At 38.0% G+C, this 20,674-nt stretch carries 22 protein-coding genes and 11 tRNA genes; 2 read left to right on the top strand and 31 right to left on the bottom strand.

The window, feature by feature from the left end; all coding sequences use genetic code 11:
• Positions 1-133: 133 nt before the first annotated feature.
• The 12 genes from M3225_RS27760 to M3225_RS27705 form a co-directional block, all read right to left on the bottom strand.
• Positions 134-207: transfer RNA gene (locus tag M3225_RS27760), tRNA-Gly, on the bottom strand.
• A gap of 4 nt (positions 208-211) precedes the next feature.
• Positions 212-288 (bottom strand) — tRNA-Arg (locus M3225_RS27755).
• Between the two features lie 91 nt (positions 289-379).
• Positions 380-465 (bottom strand) — tRNA-Leu (locus M3225_RS27750).
• A gap of 22 nt (positions 466-487) precedes the next feature.
• Positions 488-570: transfer RNA gene (locus M3225_RS27745), tRNA-Leu, on the bottom strand.
• Positions 571-582: 12 nt separating this feature from the next.
• Positions 583-655: transfer RNA gene (locus M3225_RS27740), tRNA-Lys, on the bottom strand.
• 4 nt (positions 656-659) lie between these two features.
• Positions 660-734, bottom strand: a tRNA-Gln gene (locus tag M3225_RS27735).
• A gap of 11 nt (positions 735-745) precedes the next feature.
• A tRNA-Asp gene (locus M3225_RS27730) sits at positions 746-821 on the bottom strand.
• A gap of 28 nt (positions 822-849) precedes the next feature.
• Positions 850-925, bottom strand: a tRNA-Val gene (locus M3225_RS27725).
• A 24-nt stretch (positions 926-949) separates the two neighbouring features.
• Positions 950-1,024: transfer RNA gene (locus M3225_RS27720), tRNA-Glu, on the bottom strand.
• A gap of 9 nt (positions 1,025-1,033) precedes the next feature.
• Positions 1,034-1,124: transfer RNA gene (locus M3225_RS27715), tRNA-Ser, on the bottom strand.
• Between the two features lie 3 nt (positions 1,125-1,127).
• A tRNA-Asn gene (locus M3225_RS27710) sits at positions 1,128-1,202 on the bottom strand.
• Positions 1,203-1,336: 134 nt separating this feature from the next.
• Positions 1,337-1,786, bottom strand: coding sequence for a SprT family protein (locus M3225_RS27705; protein ID WP_251400462.1), 450 nt, complete (start codon positions 1,784-1,786; stop codon positions 1,337-1,339).
• A gap of 110 nt (positions 1,787-1,896) precedes the next feature.
• Between M3225_RS27705 and cmpA the strand changes: the two genes are divergently transcribed.
• Positions 1,897-2,013 (top strand): cortex morphogenetic protein CmpA, encoded by a 117-nt coding sequence (gene cmpA, locus M3225_RS27700; protein ID WP_013055014.1) that lies wholly within the window; start codon positions 1,897-1,899, stop codon positions 2,011-2,013.
• 57 nt (positions 2,014-2,070) lie between these two features.
• Here cmpA and M3225_RS27695 read toward each other — a convergent pair whose 3' ends face one another.
• From M3225_RS27695 to acpS, 14 genes are all read right to left on the bottom strand, one after another.
• Positions 2,071-4,245: a Tex family protein gene (locus tag M3225_RS27695; protein ID WP_251400460.1), complete on the bottom strand. Its 2,175-nt coding sequence runs from the start codon at positions 4,243-4,245 to the stop codon at positions 2,071-2,073.
• An 84-nt stretch (positions 4,246-4,329) separates the two neighbouring features.
• A complete protein-coding gene (locus M3225_RS27690; protein WP_251400465.1) occupies positions 4,330-4,935 on the bottom strand; it encodes a PP2C family serine/threonine-protein phosphatase in 606 nt (201 codons plus the stop codon).
• On the bottom strand, positions 4,935-5,729 hold the full coding sequence (gene sigB / locus M3225_RS27685) for an RNA polymerase sigma factor SigB (RefSeq protein ID WP_013055011.1): 795 nt from the start codon (positions 5,727-5,729) through the stop codon (positions 4,935-4,937). Before sigB ends, M3225_RS27690 begins: the two co-directional genes overlap by 1 nt.
• Entirely contained in the window at positions 5,695-6,180 is a 486-nt protein-coding gene (rsbW, locus tag M3225_RS27680) for an anti-sigma B factor RsbW (protein ID WP_025753516.1), read from the bottom strand. The genes sigB and rsbW overlap by 35 nt, the downstream gene beginning before the upstream one ends.
• Positions 6,177-6,509, bottom strand: a complete 333-nt coding sequence (locus tag M3225_RS27675) for an anti-sigma factor antagonist (protein ID WP_251400458.1) — start codon at positions 6,507-6,509, stop codon at positions 6,177-6,179. Before M3225_RS27675 ends, rsbW begins: the two co-directional genes overlap by 4 nt.
• Before the next feature lie 59 nt (positions 6,510-6,568).
• Positions 6,569-7,579 carry a PP2C family protein-serine/threonine phosphatase gene (locus M3225_RS27670; protein ID WP_013055008.1) on the bottom strand — a complete coding sequence of 337 codons (1,011 nt, stop codon included), beginning with the start codon at positions 7,577-7,579 and terminating at the stop codon, positions 6,569-6,571.
• Between the two features lie 13 nt (positions 7,580-7,592).
• Positions 7,593-7,994, bottom strand: a complete 402-nt coding sequence (locus M3225_RS27665; RefSeq protein ID WP_013055007.1) for an anti-sigma regulatory factor — start codon at positions 7,992-7,994, stop codon at positions 7,593-7,595.
• Between the two features lie 3 nt (positions 7,995-7,997).
• Positions 7,998-8,354 carry an STAS domain-containing protein gene (locus M3225_RS27660; RefSeq protein WP_013055006.1) on the bottom strand — a complete coding sequence of 119 codons (357 nt, stop codon included), beginning with the start codon at positions 8,352-8,354 and terminating at the stop codon, positions 7,998-8,000.
• A 2-nt stretch (positions 8,355-8,356) separates the two neighbouring features.
• Positions 8,357-9,193, bottom strand: a complete 837-nt coding sequence (locus tag M3225_RS27655; RefSeq protein WP_251400456.1) for an RsbT co-antagonist protein RsbRA — start codon at positions 9,191-9,193, stop codon at positions 8,357-8,359.
• 157 nt (positions 9,194-9,350) lie between these two features.
• The gene (gene ndoA, locus M3225_RS27650) at positions 9,351-9,701 is read right to left on the bottom strand and encodes a type II toxin-antitoxin system endoribonuclease NdoA (RefSeq protein ID WP_013055004.1); all 351 of its coding nucleotides are present in this window, start codon (positions 9,699-9,701) and stop codon (positions 9,351-9,353) included.
• 4 nt (positions 9,702-9,705) lie between these two features.
• On the bottom strand, positions 9,706-9,987 hold the full coding sequence (locus tag M3225_RS27645) for a CopG family ribbon-helix-helix protein (RefSeq protein ID WP_013055003.1): 282 nt from the start codon (positions 9,985-9,987) through the stop codon (positions 9,706-9,708).
• A gap of 200 nt (positions 9,988-10,187) precedes the next feature.
• Positions 10,188-11,348 (bottom strand): alanine racemase, encoded by a 1,161-nt coding sequence (alr, locus tag M3225_RS27640; RefSeq protein WP_374109853.1) that lies wholly within the window; start codon positions 11,346-11,348, stop codon positions 10,188-10,190.
• A 143-nt stretch (positions 11,349-11,491) separates the two neighbouring features.
• Positions 11,492-12,550 carry a LolA family protein gene (locus M3225_RS27635; protein ID WP_013055001.1) on the bottom strand — a complete coding sequence of 353 codons (1,059 nt, stop codon included), beginning with the start codon at positions 12,548-12,550 and terminating at the stop codon, positions 11,492-11,494.
• Positions 12,551-12,608: 58 nt separating this feature from the next.
• Positions 12,609-12,974: a holo-ACP synthase gene (gene acpS / locus M3225_RS27630; RefSeq protein ID WP_251400464.1), complete on the bottom strand. Its 366-nt coding sequence runs from the start codon at positions 12,972-12,974 to the stop codon at positions 12,609-12,611.
• 64 nt (positions 12,975-13,038) lie between these two features.
• On the opposite strand from acpS, the gene M3225_RS27625 reads away from it, so the two are divergent.
• The gene (locus tag M3225_RS27625; RefSeq protein WP_251400452.1) at positions 13,039-13,641 is read left to right on the top strand and encodes a rhomboid family intramembrane serine protease; all 603 of its coding nucleotides are present in this window, start codon (positions 13,039-13,041) and stop codon (positions 13,639-13,641) included.
• A gap of 8 nt (positions 13,642-13,649) precedes the next feature.
• Here the strand turns inward: M3225_RS27625 and uvsE are convergent, their stop codons facing one another.
• The 5 genes from uvsE to M3225_RS27600 all read right to left on the bottom strand — a co-directional run bounded on the left by uvsE (position 13,650) and on the right by M3225_RS27600 (position 20,561).
• Positions 13,650-14,621, bottom strand: coding sequence for a UV DNA damage repair endonuclease UvsE (uvsE, locus tag M3225_RS27620; RefSeq protein WP_251400450.1), 972 nt, complete (start codon positions 14,619-14,621; stop codon positions 13,650-13,652).
• A 94-nt stretch (positions 14,622-14,715) separates the two neighbouring features.
• Positions 14,716-16,227: a DEAD/DEAH box helicase gene (locus M3225_RS27615; protein WP_251400441.1), complete on the bottom strand. Its 1,512-nt coding sequence runs from the start codon at positions 16,225-16,227 to the stop codon at positions 14,716-14,718.
• A gap of 196 nt (positions 16,228-16,423) precedes the next feature.
• Positions 16,424-17,806 (bottom strand): UDP-N-acetylmuramoyl-tripeptide--D-alanyl-D-alanine ligase, encoded by a 1,383-nt coding sequence (locus M3225_RS27610; RefSeq protein ID WP_251400440.1) that lies wholly within the window; start codon positions 17,804-17,806, stop codon positions 16,424-16,426.
• A gap of 96 nt (positions 17,807-17,902) precedes the next feature.
• On the bottom strand, positions 17,903-18,985 hold the full coding sequence (locus M3225_RS27605) for a D-alanine--D-alanine ligase (protein WP_013054995.1): 1,083 nt from the start codon (positions 18,983-18,985) through the stop codon (positions 17,903-17,905).
• A 463-nt stretch (positions 18,986-19,448) separates the two neighbouring features.
• Positions 19,449-20,561, bottom strand: coding sequence for an acyltransferase (locus M3225_RS27600; protein WP_251400437.1), 1,113 nt, complete (start codon positions 20,559-20,561; stop codon positions 19,449-19,451).
• Between the last annotated feature and the right edge of the window lie 113 nt (positions 20,562-20,674).

Here is a 20,674-nt window from a genome sequence, read left to right as displayed (position 1 = left end):
ATTAGGCACGCCGCCAGCGTTCATCCTGAGCCAGGATCAAACTCTCCGAAGAAATGTTTGACTTGCTCAATTAAAAAATAAAATTTAACGTTGACGTTTGTCGCTTTGTTCAGTTTTCAAAGTTCAATATATTTGGAGCGGGTGATGAGAATCGAACTCACGACATCAGCTTGGAAGGCTGAGGTTTTACCACTAAACTACACCCGCAATATGGCGCGCCCGAGAGGAGTCGAACCCCTAACCTTTTGATCCGTAGTCAAACGCTCTATCCAATTGAGCTACGGGCGCTTCTTATGATTTTCACCGCTGTTGTTTTGGCGACTTTATTATAATATCATTTCTAATTTCCTATGTCAACACTTTTTTTAAAAAGTTTTTTTGGTGCGGCCGAGAGGACTTGAACCTCCACGGGGTCGCCCCCACTAGGCCCTCAACCTAGCGCGTCTGCCATTCCGCCACGACCGCTAAATACATAAAATGAATAAGATGCGGGTGAAGGGACTTGAACCCCCACGTCGTAAAGACACTAGATCCTAAGTCTAGCGCGTCTGCCAATTCCGCCACACCCGCAAGAAATGAAAATGAGCCATGAAGGACTCGAACCTTCGACCCTCTGATTAAAAGTCAGATGCTCTACCAACTGAGCTAATGGCTCTTTATGGCTGGGCTAGCTGGATTCGAACCAACGCATGACGGAATCAAAATCCGTTGCCTTACCGCTTGGCGATAGCCCAATAATTTAAAATGGCGGTCCCGACGGGAATCGAACCCGCGATCTCCTGCGTGACAGGCAGGCATGTTAACCGCTACACCACGGGACCATCCAAAATTATATATAAAACAGTCAAATGGTGGAGGATGACGGGATCGAACCGCCGACCCCCTGCTTGTAAGGCAGGTGCTCTCCCAGCTGAGCTAATCCTCCACAGAATATGTAAATGAAAATCAATGGTGACCCGTACGGGATTCGAACCCGTGTTACCGCCGTGAAAGGGCGGTGTCTTAACCGCTTGACCAACGGGCCATTATAAAATGGCGGAGAAGGAGGGATTTGAACCCTCGCGCCGCTTACACGACCTACACCCTTAGCAGGGGCGCCTCTTCAGCCACTTGAGTACTTCTCCATATGGCTCCACAGGTAGGACTCGAACCTACGACCGATCGGTTAACAGCCGATAGCTCTACCACTGAGCTACTGTGGAATAATATTCATCAGACTTCTTACATTGTAATCGACATTATATATAATGTCAATAAGTTTTTGCAATTTATTTACCGTTTATTTGAGACGGCTTTATAAATTTATCATAATCAATCTATTTTAGTCAAGCCTCTTCTAAATTTTTTTTAATTTACCTCTACACTTTCCACAAACATATTTAACCGTGTTCACTTTTCTTTTTCGCACATATTTTTGATCACACTGCATACATACATATATGTGCTCTTTTTTCTTTCCATCACTTTCTTTTTTCAATGCCTGACAAAACCGGGGGGCGCCTACTTCTTTCATTAGCTGTTTAAAGTCTTGATCTCCATGCTTATACCCTTTCCCCTCAATATGCAAATGATAGTGACAGAGCTCATGTTTAATAATTTCTACTATTTCTTGTCTGCCATATTGTTCAAAGTATTTATAGTTTACTTCTATATTAGATGTACGTAATAAATACCTTCCACCTGTCGTACGTAAACGAGAATTAAAAGTTGCTTCATGACGAAATGGTTTGTGAAACAGCTTCAACGAAATTTCTTCTACAAGTAGTTGTAAATCCTTATCATTCATCTTATATACTCCTCTACTGTATGAAAATCACCTGACTAGCTCTTTGGGCATACACTTCATTACATACTCACTATTCACCTTATCATAAATGAAAAGGAGTGATTGTCCTTATGCCAATGTGGCTACAAAAACAAATGAGGCGCGCTTATTCTGAAAAAGACCGTGCACAAATAAAATTGCTCAATCAATGTTGGTTTTTTTATCAAAAAAATAATTCCGCTTCTTAAATCACTTCTTTTCACAAATAAAATTGCCTTTTCAGAAAATCTGAAAAGGCAATTTTATTATTGATGAGGCGGAATCATCGTGAGTGCGACTCTTCCTTTTTTCATGTCTACATCTTCTACCCACACATGAACCAAATCCCCTACTGAAACAACATCGAGAGGATGCTTAACATACTGATTCGTTAATTTAGAAATATGGACTAGACCGTCTTGCTTGACTCCGATATCGATAAACGCTCCGAAGTCTACTACATTTCGCACCGTACCTTCAAGCTGAATACCTTTTGCTAAATCTTCTAGCCTCAAAATATCCTGACGGAGCAAAGGTTTTGGCAGTTCATCACGCGGATCTCTTTCCGGTCTTACGAGCGCTTCTATAATGTCTTTTAAAGTAAGCTCCCCTATACTTAATTCTTCTGATATTTCGGATAAAGAAATATGTTTTAATGCTTCTTTTACTTTCTCCGTTCCCAGCTCAGTCTCTTTCACTTCCGCCTTCTTTAAAAGCTTGTTAACGTCCCCATATGTTTCAGGATGGATACCCGTTCTGTCTAAAGGTTCCTCACCTTCTATAATACGTAAAAATCCAATACACTGCTCATACGTTTTAGCACCTAGACGTGGAATTTTCTTTAACTGTTTTCGGTTAGAGAATTTTCCGTTTTCATCCCGATACTTTACAATGTTTTGAGCAACTGTCTTATTTAGACCCGCAACGTATTGTAGAAGCGAAGCAGAAGCCGTGTTTGCATTTACTCCCACCTGGTTTACTACTGTCTCTACAATAAAAGTCAGTGAATCATTTAATTGCTTTTGAGACACATCATGCTGATACTGCCCTACTCCTACCGACTTGGGATCAATTTTCACAAGTTCAGCCAGCGGATCTTGCAGCCTTCTAGCAATCGATACAGCGCTTCGCTCTTCTACTTGAAAATCAGGAAATTCCTCTCTAGCAACATCAGAAGCCGAATATACGCTTGCTCCCGCTTCATTCACAATCAAATAATAAACTGGATTTTCAATTTCTTTAAGAACATCCGCCACAAATTGTTCCGTTTCGCGAGATGCCGTTCCGTTTCCAATTGCCACTACTTCAATAGGGTATTCAGCGAACATTTTCTTTAATTTACTTTGCGCTTCAGCTGCTTTTCTCACAGGAGGATGTGGATAAATAACATCAATTTTCAAGACCTTACCTGTTTCATCTACTACAGCTAATTTGCAGCCTGTTCGAAAAGCTGGATCTACTCCTAATACCACTTTTCCTTTCAATGGAGGTTGAAGAAGAAGTTTTCGTAAGTTTTCAGAAAAGATGTGAATGGCTCTTTCTTCCGCTTTTTCTGATAGCTCTTTACGGATTTCGCGTTCAATAGATGGTTCTATTAATCGTTTATAGGCATCTTCTATGGCTGAGATGATATAACCTTCAGCTGAAGAATCCCTTTTCTTGATTACTTGTTTATGTAAATATGAAAGAATCCGATCTGTAGGCGCATCAATACTCACTTTTAAAATACCGTCTTTTTCTCCTCTATTCATAGCTAAAATACGATGAGGCACGATGCGCTTTACCGCTTCTGTATATTCATAGTACATTTCATAGATGTTTTTTTCATCTTTTTCCGGATCCTTGACTGAAGTAACAATTATGCCATCTTTTACAGTGGTCGTACGAATCCATTGACGGTAAGATGCTTCGTCAGAAATTTGTTCCGCTACAATGTCTAGGGCTCCTTGAATAGCTTCGTCAGAAGATTGAACTCCCGCTTCTTCATTTATGTATATTTGCGCTTCCTTCTTCACGTCAGAACGTGGGAAACTTAGTAGCCACTGTGCTAATGGTTCAAGACCTTTTTCTTTTGCTACAGTTGCTTTTGTACGTCGTTTTTGCTTAAAAGGGCGGTATAAATCTTCTACTTGCTGCAACTTCTTCGCTTGATGAATTTGAGCAGCCAGTTCCTCAGTTAATTTCCCTTGCTCTTCAATTAATCGAAGAACTTCCTCTTTACGCTCCTCTAAATTCATTAAGTAGTTCCAAGAATCTAAAATATTCCGGATTTGGACTTCATCCAAAGCACCAGTTTGTTCTTTTCTATATCGAGCAATAAAGGGAACTGTATTACCATCTTCTACTAAAGCAATTACGTTTTGTACTTGCTTTTGTGAAATCTCTACCTCTTTACTTACACGTTGAACAATTTGATTATCTAATTTCGTTGCAACAGACACAGCATATCCTCCTACCTAAATGAAACTTTGTCTCTATTGTAACAAAACTCACATGCAATAACACATGTGAGCTAAAAAGAAAGGCTATGCAGTTGGAAGGTGACCAGCGATATACGTAATATCATCATTATGAGATCGAATTGCTGCCTGTAGCCGAGTCGACAATTGATCGACATTCATCGAGTTAGCAAAAACAGATTTAATCTCTTTTAATTCTAAGCCATCTGTATGAATCAAAAATTTAGAACCCGAGTCATATGGGAAGGTTTGTGTGCGGAACTTTTGAATTTTCCCTGATAAAAAACCTTGAATTGGCAGAGGGTACGTTAATTTTCCCGCCGGAGAATATAGATAAAAGCGGATATTACCTACATTTGTATAATGAAATTCGTTATTTTTTTTATCAATTTTCAAAATAGCTACTGCCGCACCTCTTGTATGTCGAGTAGCTTTGTTGCACTTAGAAATGATCTCATCCACATCTAGATGGTGATGAGCTTTTGCTACATCAGTAACAGCCACAGAAGCGGTTCTGGCTTGTTCACCGCTTCCTAATCCATCTGCCACTGCACATAGAAAATAGTCATCTGTTTCTTTGACATAGTAACTATCTCCACAACAAACGTTCCCTTGCTTTGGCTCTTGGTATATATGAGTTTGAATCGACTTTGTATTAGGGTCTACTGTCATCACGACATATACTCCGAATCGTTAGAATCTGAGCGAGCTGCAGTCCTTAGCTTATCAAGAGCTCTTCTTTGCAGTCGAGATACATGCATTTGAGAAATCCCTAACTTCTCACCGGCATCTTTTTGACTCAGATTTTCAATAAATGTATAGCGAATCACTTCTTTTTCTCTATCGCTTAATACATGAAGAATTTTTTCTAACACTAAGCGTTGATCAGTTTTCTCATAACCCGACTCTTGTTCACCTACTAAATCAAGGATTGTAACAGTACTTCCATCAGAGTCTGCTTCAATGGAATGATCAACAGACAACGCTTGATAACTTTGCCCCATCTCCATCGTTTCTAAAATTTCTTCTTCTGTCACTCCGATATGATCAGCAATTTCTTTCACTTGAGGAGATCGCTGTAAACGGGTTGTTAGCTCTTCGACAGCTGCTTTAATTTTAGGACCTAATTCTTTGATGCGGCGCGGTACGTGAACACTCCACGTTTTATCGCGTAAAAATCGCTTAATCTCTCCAATGATTGTAGGAACAGCAAACGATTCAAAGCTTCTTCCAAATGAAGCATCATACCTTCTAATAGCTCCTAACAGTCCTAGCATCCCTACCTGCACAATATCTTCATGTAAGCTTCTGCCTTTTGAATAACGACGTGCAATAGATTCAACAAGGTTCTTGTAATGTACTACTAGATCACTTTGTGCTTCTTCATCCTGCGTTTTTTGAAAGCGCTCAATTCGTTCCTGAACCTGTTCTTTAGTTAATTTCATAGGTTGAGACTGTGTTTTCATCACTCTCCACCTGCTCTCTTTGCACATACTTAGTCATCATTAGCGTTACACCTTTTGAATTGACCATTTTCACTTCGTCCATTAGCGTTTCAATTAAATATAAACCAAGTCCACCTTCAGGAAGAAATTCAACTTCTTTTGATGTTTCATAAGGTCCTATATGTTCCTTAAGCTCTTCAAAATTAAAGCTTTCACCTTTATCGACCACCATGATTTCTAAACGGTCATCAAATAAACCAAAACCTACTCTCACTTCACCATTTTCTTCACTCTTATAAGCATGCTGCACGGCATTTGTACATGCCTCACTGACAGCAATTTTCATATCTTCAATTTCATCATAAGAAAAACCCATCCGGTTCGCTACACCAGATAGCGTCAGTCGAATAATCGCTACGTAGTCTGGCTTAGCAGGAATCTTCATCTCAACAAAGTCATAAGGCTGTTTCATTTTACGCCACCTTCTACTTGTGAATTCACGTTTAAAATGTCTGTGAGGCCCGTAATGTCAAATAAGCGCTTGATGCGCTCTGATACACCAACAAATTTCAAAGAGCCGTTATTTTTCTTATTGGCTTTTAACAATGCAATAAATACACCTAGTCCTGTACTATCCATATATGATACATCGGTTAAATCGACTATAATTTCCGGTTCAGTATGTTCAGTAATTTCCATGAACTTTTCTTTTAGCTTAGGTGCTGTATATGCGTCAATCTCTCCAGCCAGCTTAACACGATATGCTTGACCGTCCTTTTGTATATCTATTTTTAAATTCATCGTATTAGTAGACCCCCTCTAATTTTGTGCTATCTTTTCTGTACCCTTATTTAGAATACTTAAACTAAACTCTTCAAAATAATCAATGTAAAATCATCCCTCAATTGAAAATGCTGTAATTTTTCCAGCTCTTTGTATACAGATTCTACAATTTCTTGAGGAGACAAATGCATGTATTTTCGAATTAATTTTATGATGTCCAATCTTTCAATAAATCCTTCTTCAGTTCTGCATTCTGTTACACCATCTGTTAACAGAACAATCATATCGCCTTTTGAAAGTTGCTGCTCGTACTGAAGATATTTCACATGGCGATCGACTCCTAGTACGAGTCCTTTTGCTTCCAAATCTTCAAATGAATCAGCTTTGGCATCATAATAAAAACCTGGCTCATGCCCTGCAGATGCATAATCAAATAAGTTCGTCTCGGGATTATAGCTTCCGTAGAACATCGTAATAAACATACTTGGATCTACGTTTCGCTCTACAATATTATTCAAATTCTCTAATACGTAACTTGGATTTTTTCTTGAGTCCGGTAAGCTATCCATTGCATACTTGATCATAGACATACACATTGCAGCTGGAATTCCTTTTCCGATCACATCGGCAATGGCAATACTTAATCCACCGTGCTCTTCTTCTACAAAGTGAAAATAATCTCCGTTCATCTGTTTAGCCGGTACGCTAATTGCGCCAATTTCTAAAGTTGAACTAGCCGGAACCTTTGTCCCTAACAGCGTCTGCTGGACGTTAGCGGCAACTTCGATTTCAGAACGAAGCTCCCGCTGCTTATTTTTTAATGTTTGATGCTCACGAAGAGCAAGACCGTAGCTAATCATTACCTCAAGTAAAAAGTCCAGAGAATGCAGCACTTTTTCTGGAATATCAGAATAAATTTCTTCAATCACTTCTTTATGAATGCTCACAATATCTTCTGGCGATATTTCATTCTCTAAAGATTTTCTACTTAGTTTTTGTCCTTGATACAAAATTTGTTCATTTTGTGTTTGGATATAGTTCCCCAAAATATCTTTGTATAAATCTCTCATCTCTTTATCAAAAGACATTATCTATTTCCTCCTACCGGAGCCACTTAACTGCTTTAATCTCAGTACCTTCTCCGACATTTGTTTCGATGTCAAACTCATCCATCAATCGCTTTACCCCAGGAAGCCCAGCTCCTAGTCCACCCGATGTTGAATATCCATCTTCCATTACTTTGCGAACGTCGGGGATACCTGGCCCTTCATCTGTTGCTACGACAAGAAGACCGTTTTTTCCTCCACGATTTAATTTTTCAATATAGATTTGACCCTTACCCGCATATAGGTAAATATTACGAGCTAATTCAGAAATGGCGGTTGTAATACGAGCTTGGTCAACTGTTCCAAACCCTAGCTCTTTCGACACATTTCTACCTAATTGGCGTGCCGCTACGATGTCCCATTCTGTTACGATTTTTACGCTGGATTGGAATTCCATATACTAATCCCCCAATTCCGATTGGAGTTTCTCAAGACCTTTTTCTAAATCGAGTGCAGTAAGAACATCGTTTAGGCCAATCCCTAACTCAACAAGTGTAATAGCTACTGCAGGCTGGATACCTGTTAATACTACTCTGGCCCCCATCAAATTAGACATGCTAACCACGTCACCTAACACTTTTGCGATGAATGAATCGATCATATCAATTGAAGTTAAATCGATTACCACTCCTTTTGCTCCAGTTTGGTGAATTTTACTTAGCAAATCTTCTTGGAATTGAATAGCCGTTTGATCATCCAGCTCCCATTGAATGGATACCAATAAATAGTCGTACAATTTCAAAATGGGTATTCTCACGTTTATTCCTCCGATTCTATATCAACTATTTTCCGCTCAGTCATTTCTAACGCAAACTCTACACCTTTTTTTAATGAGTTTTTCGTAATAATTTCGTTTAAGTTAATACCTAAGTTCACAATAGTCTGAGCAATTTCCGGACGAATTCCTACTAACAAACACTTGGCTCCAACCAAACGTACGGCTTCAGCAGCTTGAATGATATGATGGGCAACCATCGTATCCACTACTGGTACTCCGGTAATATCTATTAATACGACCTCTGATCGGTGCTTTACGACACCTTGCAGTAAGTTTTCCATAATTTTCTTTGCGCGATCGGTGTCAATTGTTCCCACAAGCGGCATTACTGTAATTTTATCAAATACCGGTATTAATGGAGCAGACAATTCTTGAAGTGCAACTTTTTGCAACATAACTGTATTTTCCCACGAGTTGGAGTATTGTTCTACTATTTTGTTATAAATAGGGCTTAACCACTTGTCAAACCGATAGAATAATTCAGGATGAGTTTGGTCAGCTTTTACATGTTCACTGTTTACATACCCTTCAACAACTACATGACCCAAGTTACGTACACCCTGTGTCAAATAAGCAAGGGGCCACCCTAAACTCACAACTCGTCCTACTACTTCCTCTAGTTCCTCTGCAAAATTTTCCTGATCACGGAATGCTTTTGCCAAAAGTAAATTTACAAAATCAGAGCTCACATTTACGTACACTTGCTCGGACACAATGTTTTTAATCCGCTCTGTTTCCACATCATTCATTAACACTAGCCATCGATCAAAAATTTCTGATTTATGATTTTGTATATAATTGAATAAATCTTGATTCATGAGGGCCTCCTTGTGAGTCAATACACTCATTTATATCTATATATATATTATCATTTTTAAAACGTTTCTTGTTACAATATACGTTTACTAATTATTCCTAGTCAAATTAAAAAAGTTGCTCATAAAGGAGCAACTTAGCATAAATGGAAGTATAATTCTAAAAGTCGATAAGTCCTACACTGATTTGCAAGGCTTCATCCACTCTGTCCATCATTTCATCATCTAAATGGGTAATCTTGTCTGTTAGCCTCTGTTTATCAATAGTACGAATTTGTTCTAGTAAAATAACTGAATCTCGCTCAAATCCATAGCGCTTTGCATCAATTTCAACATGCGTAGGTAACTTTGCCTTTTGAATTTGAGCAGTGATCGCAGCTACAATAACAGTTGGGCTAAAACGATTGCCTATATCATTTTGAATGACAAGTACAGGGCGAACGCCTCCTTGTTCTGAGCCAACAACAGGAGATAGGTCAGCAAAATAAACGTCGCCACGTTTGACTACCAAGTCATTACCCCCCGCTTACTAAACGATCCACAGTATGATCAGCTTCATACTCTGCTAGAAAAGCCTCGGAAGCAATATTTAAGTTTATCTTTGCCATCTCCATATATCCACGTCTCATTGATTCGCGAATATGGCGTTTTTTTCGCTCACGAAGGTACAATTTTGTTGCTTGGTGAATAAAATCACTTCGGTTGCCATTTTCTTGTTTAACCATAAGATCGAGCTCCGATACTAAATTTTTCGGTAATCTTACTAGGATTTCTGTAGTTGCGCTCGCTTCAGACACAAACATACACCTCCAACATCAATACACACACCAATAGTCTCATCTTTCCTTATCATAACATTGATTAGCTTTAATGGAAAGTTAATTCTGTCAATTTCTACACTATTATCGTCAATTGATACCCTCTTTTATGCATGGAAGTTATTATTTTATTGTCTTTTGTTCGCAGACTTTTTATGTTGACTCAGGAAGATGTATATTCAGCGCAAGATATAATTATTAACATCAATATGCTGCGAATCTCTTGTATAAACCCTCGGAACCCTTGCTGCAATCATGCAAGGGATTTCATAATTAATTGTTTCAAGATGCTTCGCTACTTCATCAATTGTAATTTCAGCACCTTTTTGTTTTCCAATAAATGTGACTTTTGTACCCATTTTATACATTTTAGGTAATTTAATCATCAATTGATCCATGCATATTCTACCAACAATTGGCACTTTAACTCCGTCTACTAATACTTCAAAATTACTTAATTTACGAATCCAGCCGTCTGCGTATCCTACTGGAATAGTAGCAATCCATTCATCTTCTTCGGCTTCATAAGTAGCTCCGTAACTGATATGACTCCCTTTTTTGACTTTTTTAACATGCACAATACGGCTGTGCAGCGAAAACGCTTGTTTTAACGGAATTGGCAAGACTTCTTTTAATTCCTCAGAAGGACTCAAGCCATACATAGAGATACCTAAGCGTACGCCATTAAAGATATCTTTCGGACGACGAAGCAAGGCTGCGCTATTTGCACAGTGAATCATCGGAGGTGTAAAATTATGTTCTTTCACAATTCGAACCATTTCTTCAAAGAATGTGTATTGTTCTTCAAAATAAGGCGAGTTTAGCTCGTCTGCTGTTGCAAAGTGTGTAAACACTCCATCCAGCACGAATCCTGAATGAGAAGTGATGATATTCATCGTTTCGTGTAATTCTTCTTTCGTTCTAATTCCCAAGCGACCCATGCCTGTATCTATTTTTAAATGCATATGCAACTGACTGTTTGCACCTAGAATGGACGCTGCTTCTTCAATCCAAGCTTTGCTATAAGCAGTGACCGTTACATCCCACTTCAATGCTGTTTGAATGTATGGGGTAGGCACGGCTCCTAATACTAAAATGGCTTCCTTTATTCCTTTTTTTCGAAGAGCAATAGCTTCATCCAAAAAAGCTACAGCTAGCATATCAGCACCAGCTTGAAGCGCAATCTCTGCTACTTCTTTATCTCCATGCCCGTAAGCATTCGCCTTTACTACGGCCATTAGCGTTTTATGCCCCGGTATCAGTTCTCTTACATGATTCACATTTTGAAAAATGGCTTCTACATCAATTTCTGCCCATGTTTCTCTATAAAATGCATCCATTACTACGACACTTCCTTTTTTCAGAACCATTCTAAACGTACTTTCCTCTGTTAGTATAATACATTTATAACCAAACTTCATCTCGATCTTTATTCAAATTAAGCAAGAACAAGCCTACATATATGCAGGCTTGTAAGCTTCTCTTATTTTCCCATCTGACTTTGCACAGACCTAGCAACTGTACTCAATTCATCTGGTGTTAGCTGATCAGAAGCCAGCATAAAGTCTACTCCATTATATGTCCAAGATAGACTTTTATCCGTTAAAGCTCCCACAGTAAAACCTAAATCAAATGGCTCTCCGGCAGTAACTGTAGATGTTGCTGTTTTAGCTACTTGAGCTTTTTCTTGTACAAGAGTAAACGGCTTTTCTCCTTTGTACATTAAAACGACTCTCTCGCCATTTTCCGTCTCAATTTTCTTTTCTTTGGACAGCTTTGTACCTTTTGGAACATCCTTAGGATAAAGGACGCTAAATGATTTTTGCTGAGCTAGTGTCGGAACGTCAATCTTTGCACTTGTCATATTTCTTTTTGTGTCAAAAGCTCCTTTATCAAACTTAGAATCGAATTTCACCTTAGAGAAATCAACTTTTATTAACACTTTATTATCCGTATCCATAATTTTAACCGAAACAGGCGCTAAGTCACTTTTGTTCAGCGTAATTTCTTGTTTAGGAAGCATTGTGCTATTTTGATAGTTGGTTTTTGTTTCAAAAATATAATGCTTATCCGTTGATTTAAAACTTGCTTTTTCATCCTTCACAATGTCTTGGACAAGGGATTCATACAAATAAGCTTGACTGCTATTTTGCGGCCAGTCGCTCTGAAAACGAAAGCTTTTATTTAAGGCAGGTGTTAAGACAAAAACCCCTTCATCATTACGCAAAATCATTTGGCTTTGATCTTTCTTTGTATTTTTCAAATTCACTCGATAATACATAGGCTTACTATGCCAAATCTCTACATCGTATACTTGAGCATCTTTCCCTGTATTCAATGTCATCTTAGCATCTGATTTATACCCCGCCATTTCTTGTACCTTGGCATCCAATGCATCTGTTACATCCTGCTGACTTTTTTCACCGCATGCTGATAAGGCTAAGAGAAAAAAGGCGCAAACAAATAAGCCAATCCATTTTTTATGCATTTCCCCAACTCCTTTATTTCGTATATTCACAGCTAAACGGAGAAGCAAGAACATATCTTGTCTCCCCTATCCACACTATGAATATATGAACAAGAAATAGTGAATATGCAGACTAGCTTGACAAGCGTTCAATAATTACTTGAGCAATTGCATAGTGCGCACTGTGCGAAATAGATACGTGTACAGACGCATCAAGTGGTTGTTTTGTAACAATGTAGGGCTTTCCTCTTTCATCATTCACGATTTCGATATCTTGGAAGCTGAAATCTTTTCCTATTCCTGTTCCAAGAGCTTTCGAATATGCTTCTTTCACAGCAAATCTTCCTGCTAAAAATTCGACCTTGCGTCGGCTTGATAGCTTTTCATAGCGTTCTCTTTCATTTTTTGTTAAAATCCGAGTAATAAAAGCGCTTTGACGCTGCACCATTTTTTCAATCCGCTCTAACTCTGTAATATCAATTCCAGTTCCTATAATCATTTTCATTTAATCCTCTCTTACAGAATAGTATATAAAAATGCCTTTATAAAAAGGAGTGACAAATATGTTCGTACGCACAGAAAATGCAGCTGAATTTAAACGTTTTTATCCTGTTACCTTCACGCTTATCTGCATCCACATTGCGCTATGGTTACTTGCCGCTCTTCCCTCACACCTTGCAGAATCTTTTATACATCAGCTTATTGGTGTGAATAGCTTAATTTCTCAAGGAGACTACTGGCGACTTTTCACACCTATCTTTTTGCATCTAAGCTTTTCACACCTTCTTTTTAACTCATTTTCATTGTTCTTGTTAGGACCAGGTGCTGAGCGTATTCTTTCTTCTTATAAGTTTCTTCTATTCTACCTTACGTGTGGATTGCTTGGAAATATCGTTACATTTCTAATCCAATCTTCTTTTTACAGCCATGTGGGTGCATCAGGTGCCATTTTCGGGCTGCTTGGGTTTTACCTCTATCTTGTAATAAAACAAAAGCATATGCTTTCTAAAAGTAACCAGCAAATCATTGTAGTCTTTTTAATTATTGGATTACTTTCAGGTCTGCTAACGCCAGGAACCAACAATACAGCTCATTTTGGTGGAGGTATTGCTGGATTTCTTCTCGCTTTTCTTGCGTTCAAACAGAAAAACAAGACACAGATATGAGGCCTGCTTTAGGATTTAATATAAAAAGTGGATGAGTTAATAAATTCCACATCTTCATAAGACTTCAAATCTTTTACTAACTGAAAGAGCGCTTCATCTTTTTTCTTAGCTTCAATCATGCAATCAATTTGCGGTATCGTTCCATTTACTTCTTTTAAAAAGCTGTAAAACCCATTAACATCGATATAATCTGCATGGGCTCTAAATTCTTTATCACTTTTAGGACTAGATATATGCATTTTTAGAGGAAGTGTTTCATATTCCCATGTTCTAATGATACGGTCCCAATGCTCTTGCCACGAAGTTTCATCGCTGTTTGCCTGATGATGATGAAGATCAAAAATGATTGGGACATTTAGTTTTTCACATAAATACAAGACGTCCTTTATATGAAAGGTTGTATCGTCGTTTTCTAACATAATCATTTGCTGAATAGATTGAGGTACAAGCCCCCAATTATGAATAAACTGCTCCAGTGCTTTTTCTTTGTCATTATAGGCTCCTCCAACATGTAAAACACAGCGATTCCGAAGCGGAATCTCCATTCCTTTTAGCAACTTTTGATGCATGCGAAGAGTTTGAATAGAATGCTTAAAAACCTCTTTATCCGTTGAGTTTAAAACAACAAAATAATCCGGGTGAAAATCTACTCGCATTGGATGTTTCTTCAAAAATACAGAAATACGCTGAAGAGCATCTTTTAAAGGAGCTATGTAGTTCCACTCTTTTAGCACGTCATGATTAGCTAATGGAATTAACTTAGAACTGAATCGAAAAAACTCAATTTCACTCCACGCATTATGTTTTAATAACCGTAAGCAGTTTTCTAAGTTGGATATTGCGATACGTTCGAGCTTGCGAATGGCCGCTTCATGGTCTTTCACACGCTGAAATTGTGCAAAAGTCATTGTTTGAGAAGGAGAACTATTTTCCAAATGAACGCTCATCGCCACATAACCTAACCGAACAATGGTCGACATCAGTGAACACCCCATTTTATTTTACTCATAGTGTGCACCAATAAAATAGCAATTAACACATAAAAAAACGAGCCTGTTAAGGCTCGTTTTTGTTTTACGCTTTGCTGCGAGAATCTTTACGATTGCTGCTGCTATTGCGATTTCTATTATCACTACCGTTGCTTCCACCGCGACGCTTGTCACCAAAACGCTTTGAGTTTCCACGACGATTTTGCTGCGAGTAGTTTTTAGAGTTAGAACGTGAACGACCTCCGCCATTTCCACGTTTGTTTTTATCACCTTTTGCAATTACCGGTGGTTCAGCAGTTAATTGAATTGGTGATTCGTTTGGTTCTTTTGTAAATAATTTGATTGCCGCTGCCACTAATGAAACTGAATCGTGCTCTTCAAGTAACTCTTCTGCCAACTGTTTGTAGTAAGATAAGTTGCCTTGTGTCACAGACTCTGTTAATTTGTCAGCTGCAATACGCTGTTGACCTTCCATTGCTTCATCAAGCGTTGGAGGAGTCATACGCTCCATTTTACGTTTTGTTGTACGCTCAATATTGTGTAACTGTCCAGTTTCTCTTGGCGTTACAAATGTCATAGCAGCGCCCATTTTACCAGCACGTCCTGTACGTCCGATACGGTGTACATAGCTTTCCGGATCTTGAGGGATATCAAAGTTGTATACATGAGTAACACCAGAAATATCAAGTCCGCGTGCAGCTACGTCCGTCGCAACTAATACGTCAATAGAACCTTCTTTAAATTGACGTAGTACAGATAGACGTTTCGATTGCGTCAAGTCACCATGGATACCTTGTGCAGAATAACCACGCATATTTAATGCTTCTGATAACTCATCAACACGGCGCTTTGTACGACCAAAGATGATAGCTAATTCAGGTGATTGCATATCTAAAAGACGAGTAAGGATATCAAATTTACGCTTTTCTTGTACTTCTAAATAATACTGCGTAATGTTTGGCATCGTTACTTCTTTTGCTTTTACTTTTACCACTTTTGGTTCGTTCATGAATTTTTCAGCAATGCGACGGATTGGAGTAGGCATTGTTGCTGAGAATAAAAGTGTTTGGTGGTTCTCAGGTACGTTTGATAAGATTTTTTCAATGTCTTCGATGAATCCCATGTTTAACATTTCATCTGCTTCATCTAATATAACTGTATGAACGTCTTGTAGACGAAGTGTACGACGATTAATATGATCTAGCATACGTCCTGGTGTCCCTACGATGATATGAGGGTGCTTTTTCAATGCACGAATTTGACGACTGATATCTTGACCACCGTAAATTGATAGCACGCGTACGCGCTTTGTTTGACCAATTTTGTAAAGTTCTTCAGATACCTGTACAGCAAGTTCACGAGTAGGAGCAATAATTAACCCTTGAATTGCATCTACGTTTACATCAACTTTTTCAATAAGAGGAATACCAAATGCAGCTGTTTTCCCTGTTCCTGTTTGTGCTTGTCCGATCAAATCGTGACCTTCTAGTGCTAATGGGATAGTTTCTGCTTGAATTGGTGTTGCTTCTTCAAAACCCATTTTACTCACAGCGTTATTAAGCTGTTGACTTAATCCTAAATCTTGAAATAATGCCAAGTTTTTCAAACTCCTTTTATATTTAGACTATCTATATTTTACAAAAAAAAGCATTCTCCGAGGAAACGGAAAATGCTCTAAACGACTACTTCAATAAATTCAACGTTTAGAGTATAAGCGCCTCAAGACACTCAGACTACATCATAACACTATGGCTTTCCGTTTGCAATAGAGCTTACTTATACTCTTTTTAATATCACGGTAATTTATGCATCATTTTTGAGATAACTTCCTCAAGCTTCATTCCTCGAGATGCTTTCACTAAAACCACATCTTCTCTTGTTGTAATCGCTGTTAATTTTTTAACAAGCTCATCTTTCTCCTCAAAGTGCATTACCTTATCTTCTACAAAATTATTTTTTGCTCCGTGCTCAATTTCAACAGATAAGGGGCCGTATGTTAGAACATAATCAATTTTTTCTGCTTGAATAAACTCTCCCACTTCTTTGTGGAACTCTTTTTCCTGATCGCCTAATTCAAGCATATCCCCGAGAACAAGAATTTTTTGCTTATAGCCTTCTAAATCATGCATCAACGTGATAGCAGCCTTAACGGACGTTGGACTTGCGTTGTATGCGTCATTAATGAATGTCAGTCCATCTGTTCGTTTCACTAGTTCCATACGCATATTTGTTAGCTTTAATTCTTTTAATCCCTTAGCGATTGTTTCATTGTCTAGTCCAAAATAATGACCTACCGCAATAGCAGAAAGCGCATTGTGAACATTATGTTTACCTAATACCGGGATAAAGAATGAATATGTTGTTTCACGTGAAACAGTGAATGTTGTTCCTAACTCTTCAGCTGAAATAGCACTTGGATACAAATCGTTTTGTTCTGAGCTACCAAATGTCACCGTTTCAAATACTGGATTAACTACGCGCGACGTTAAAAGTGGCTCATCACCATTATAGACAAGCTGACCTGTTGGCGCTAAGCCGCTTGTAATTTCTAATTTTGCCTCCGCAATTCCATCACGACTTCCTAAGTCTTGAAGATGCGATTCTCCGATATTTGTAATAATGGCTACATCAGGCTCCGCTAAATTAGAAAGAAACTCAATCTCTCCTCGGCTGCTCATGCCCATTTCTAAAACTGCAATATCATGAGTTTCATCTAAACGCAAAATAGTAAGCGGCATGCCAATATGATTATTAAAGTTTCCATCTGTTTTCAGAACACGGTAAGTTGTATCGAGCACAGCTTTCACCATGTCTTTTGCCGTTGTTTTTCCGTTACTTCCTGTAATGCCCACTACTTTAATATCTAACTCGTGACGATAGGACTTTGCTAATTGCTGAAGGGCCTCTAGTGTATCATCGACTAAAATAACACTAATGTCTGTCGGTGGGTTTTCTTCGTCTTTGTTCCATAGAGTAGCGACCGCTCCGTTTTCAATTGCTTTATCGACAAATGTATGCCCGTTAAAACGTTCCCCTTTAATTGGGATATATAAATTACCTTGCTGAATTGTTCTCGTATCAATTGAGACTCCCTCAATTACAGCTGCTTCGTTCCCGCTATGAAATACACTTCCTGGAACCATTGTAGCTAGCTGTGTAAGCGTACGTTTAATCATTGTTGGTTTGCTCCTCTCGACCTAAAGTAAACTATGGATAATATTAATTGAAACTAAACACAGAAACACTATTCATGATGAATAGTGTTGTGTTAGTTACATTGTGTGTTTAATTTGCTGCTTTTCGGTATGACGTTCAATTGCTAATGACACAAGTTTTTCGATTAAATCTGGATATTCAACACCTGCGTGTTTCCACAATAACGGGAACATACTGAAAGGTGTAAAACCAGGCATCGTATTAACTTCATTAATAATGAATTTACCTTCTGATGTTAAGAAGAAATCTGCACGTACAAGACCAGATCCATCAATTGCTTTAAATGCTTTGATTGCTAGTGCTGACATTTCTTGATGCTGTTCTTCTGTAATTTCAGCTGGAATAATAAGACCTGTATCACCGTCTTCATATTTTGCTTTGTAATCGTAAAACGCTTTTTTAGGTAAGATTTCTCCAACTACTGAACAAGCTGCTTCATCATTCCCTAACACACCAATTTCAACTTCACGACCAACTGCTGCTGCTTCCACAATAATTTTTCGATCGAATAAGAAGGCTTCAACAAATGCCGCTTCTAACTCTTCGCGGTTATCACATTTGCTAATCCCAACGCTTGAACCTAAGTTTGCTGGTTTAACAAAGCAAGGGTATCCAAGTGTTTCTACTTTTTCATAAGCAGCCGTTCGATCTGCTTCCCATTCGCGGCGGATAAATGATACGTACTCTACTTGAGGCAGACCTGCCTGAGCAAACAGCTGCTTCATTACAACTTTATCCATACCAGCTGCTGAAGCTAATACACCGTTTCCAACATAAGGAATATTCAATAATTCTAATAATCCTTGTACAGTACCATCTTCTCCATTTGGACCATGAAGAAGTGGGAAAATAACATCTAGCTGATCATCTGTTTTTGAATCTGTTAATGCAAACATTTCCGTATTCAATGAAACTGGTGAAATAGCAGTTCCGTTATCTTGAATTTCTAATTGAGCAACTGTTTCAAGCGGACCAGTCAGCTGTGTGCCGCGAATCCACTTTCCTGTTTCTGTAATATAAATTGGATGCACTTCATATTTATCGTGATTAATTGCTTTTGAAACTGCTAGAGCTGTTTGTAAAGATACTTTATGTTCAGCGGATTTTCCTCCGTATAAAAGGCCAAGCTTAATTTTCACTGATGTTCCTCCTAACACATATTCATCTTTTCTATTTTATCATGCACGTTTAGATAGTAAACAGAAATATTAACTATTATTACGTATGTCAAAATAGCTAGGCTTGTGAAAGAAATTCCATCGCCTACCTTTATTATTTAGAATCACCTTTTCCTTTGGCTCATTTGTTTTTGAAAAAACTTTCTTGATTTTAAATCTTTTTTAAAAGTTTATTTATGCTAAAGATAACCATCAGCCCCTTCAGACTTACAGTCAACTTCATCCTTCTACGATACCGTTTAATAATGAAGCATCATCTTCTACCCCAAGTACACGCATATCAAATTCCCCTTTTTGTGATTACCTAAATAATCATTATCTTACCATGTCACTTTTAAAAATATTTTAAAACTACCGTGCGATCATCTCTTATATTTTATAAAAAAAGTTATGCCTGCAAGCAGACATAACTTTTAACTAAACTCTATTTATGATCAGGACGTCGGTAAATGAATACCGCTTCTTTTGGCAGTTTACCAAACAAAAAGCTAGCGAACGGTAAAAGACGATGACATACCCAAATGATTAGGTAACAGCCCGCTAGCGTTAAAATATAGCGTGCCAAGATTTCAAAGTGAAACATATAGTTGCCTTGTATTGGTACTGCTTTTGCCACAAAGTTTAAAACCATTGGGTGAATCAAGTAAAATCCAAAAGAGTACATGGCAATATTTTTAACAATCGTCACGGACTTCACAGAAAGCTTTTCAGCTAATATCTCTGCAATTCGGAAGAAGAAATAACTTCCCACGACCAAATAAAGCGTATTGACAGCCTCATACGTAAAGCCTGAAATTTGAATTGTCTTCATTGTGTATAGATGATAATTTAACAGTGAAATAGCTATTCCCGATCCGAGCGTCACCAGAAATAATACAATATTTGAACGACTATACTTTTTATCCACTTGTTCGCGATAATAAATGCCAATCCAACCGCCAAGTAAAAATGTAGCCATTGTATTTAAAAATAAATTAAACGAGGTGATATGATACGTATTGTTAAACATTAAATAACCAAGCTGAATGATAATGCCAAACAGCCACATGTATTTTTTAAAAATGGTTACTTTCTGTGCTAGCCATACAAAAATCGGCAGCACGAGATACACTTGTACAATTAAAAAGATAAAATGAAGCTGATAGTAAGACTCTCCGCGTAAAATACGTTTCACAATGTCAGCTGCATTTAATTCTGTTGCTCCCACATAGTACGAATAAAATTCATAAATAAGTGCCCAAATAACATAGGGAACCAAAATATACGTCACTCTTCGAGCATAATACGTTTTCCATAAAGTCTTTGTTAATGGCTTGTTAATATAACTATAAAAGAAAACCAAACCTGTGATAACAATGAAGATCCCTGCTTCAATTCGAACAATTCGGTTAAGAAAATGATATTTTTGATAAGCTTCGCTTGCAAATGGCAGTACGGTTGCATACGCTGCTGTTACATGTACGAGCACAACCATCATCATGGCGAATAATCGTAAAAAATAAATGGATTGAATATGCTGCTTTTGTTTTTGCTTCACTTTTTCTCTCCTATATAATGTGAAATATAAACTCTAGATGAATAATAGAACATTCAATTTTTTCTTATCTTTCCCGTTTTACAAATAAAAAAGCTAATAACATAAAATAAATG

This window comes from Priestia aryabhattai, assembly GCF_023715685.1.
In the GTDB taxonomy this organism is placed as follows: domain Bacteria; phylum Bacillota; class Bacilli; order Bacillales; family Bacillaceae_H; genus Priestia; species Priestia aryabhattai_B.
The sequence above is the reverse complement of the archived record's forward strand: the minus strand, read 5'-3'. Positions and strand labels throughout refer to the sequence as shown.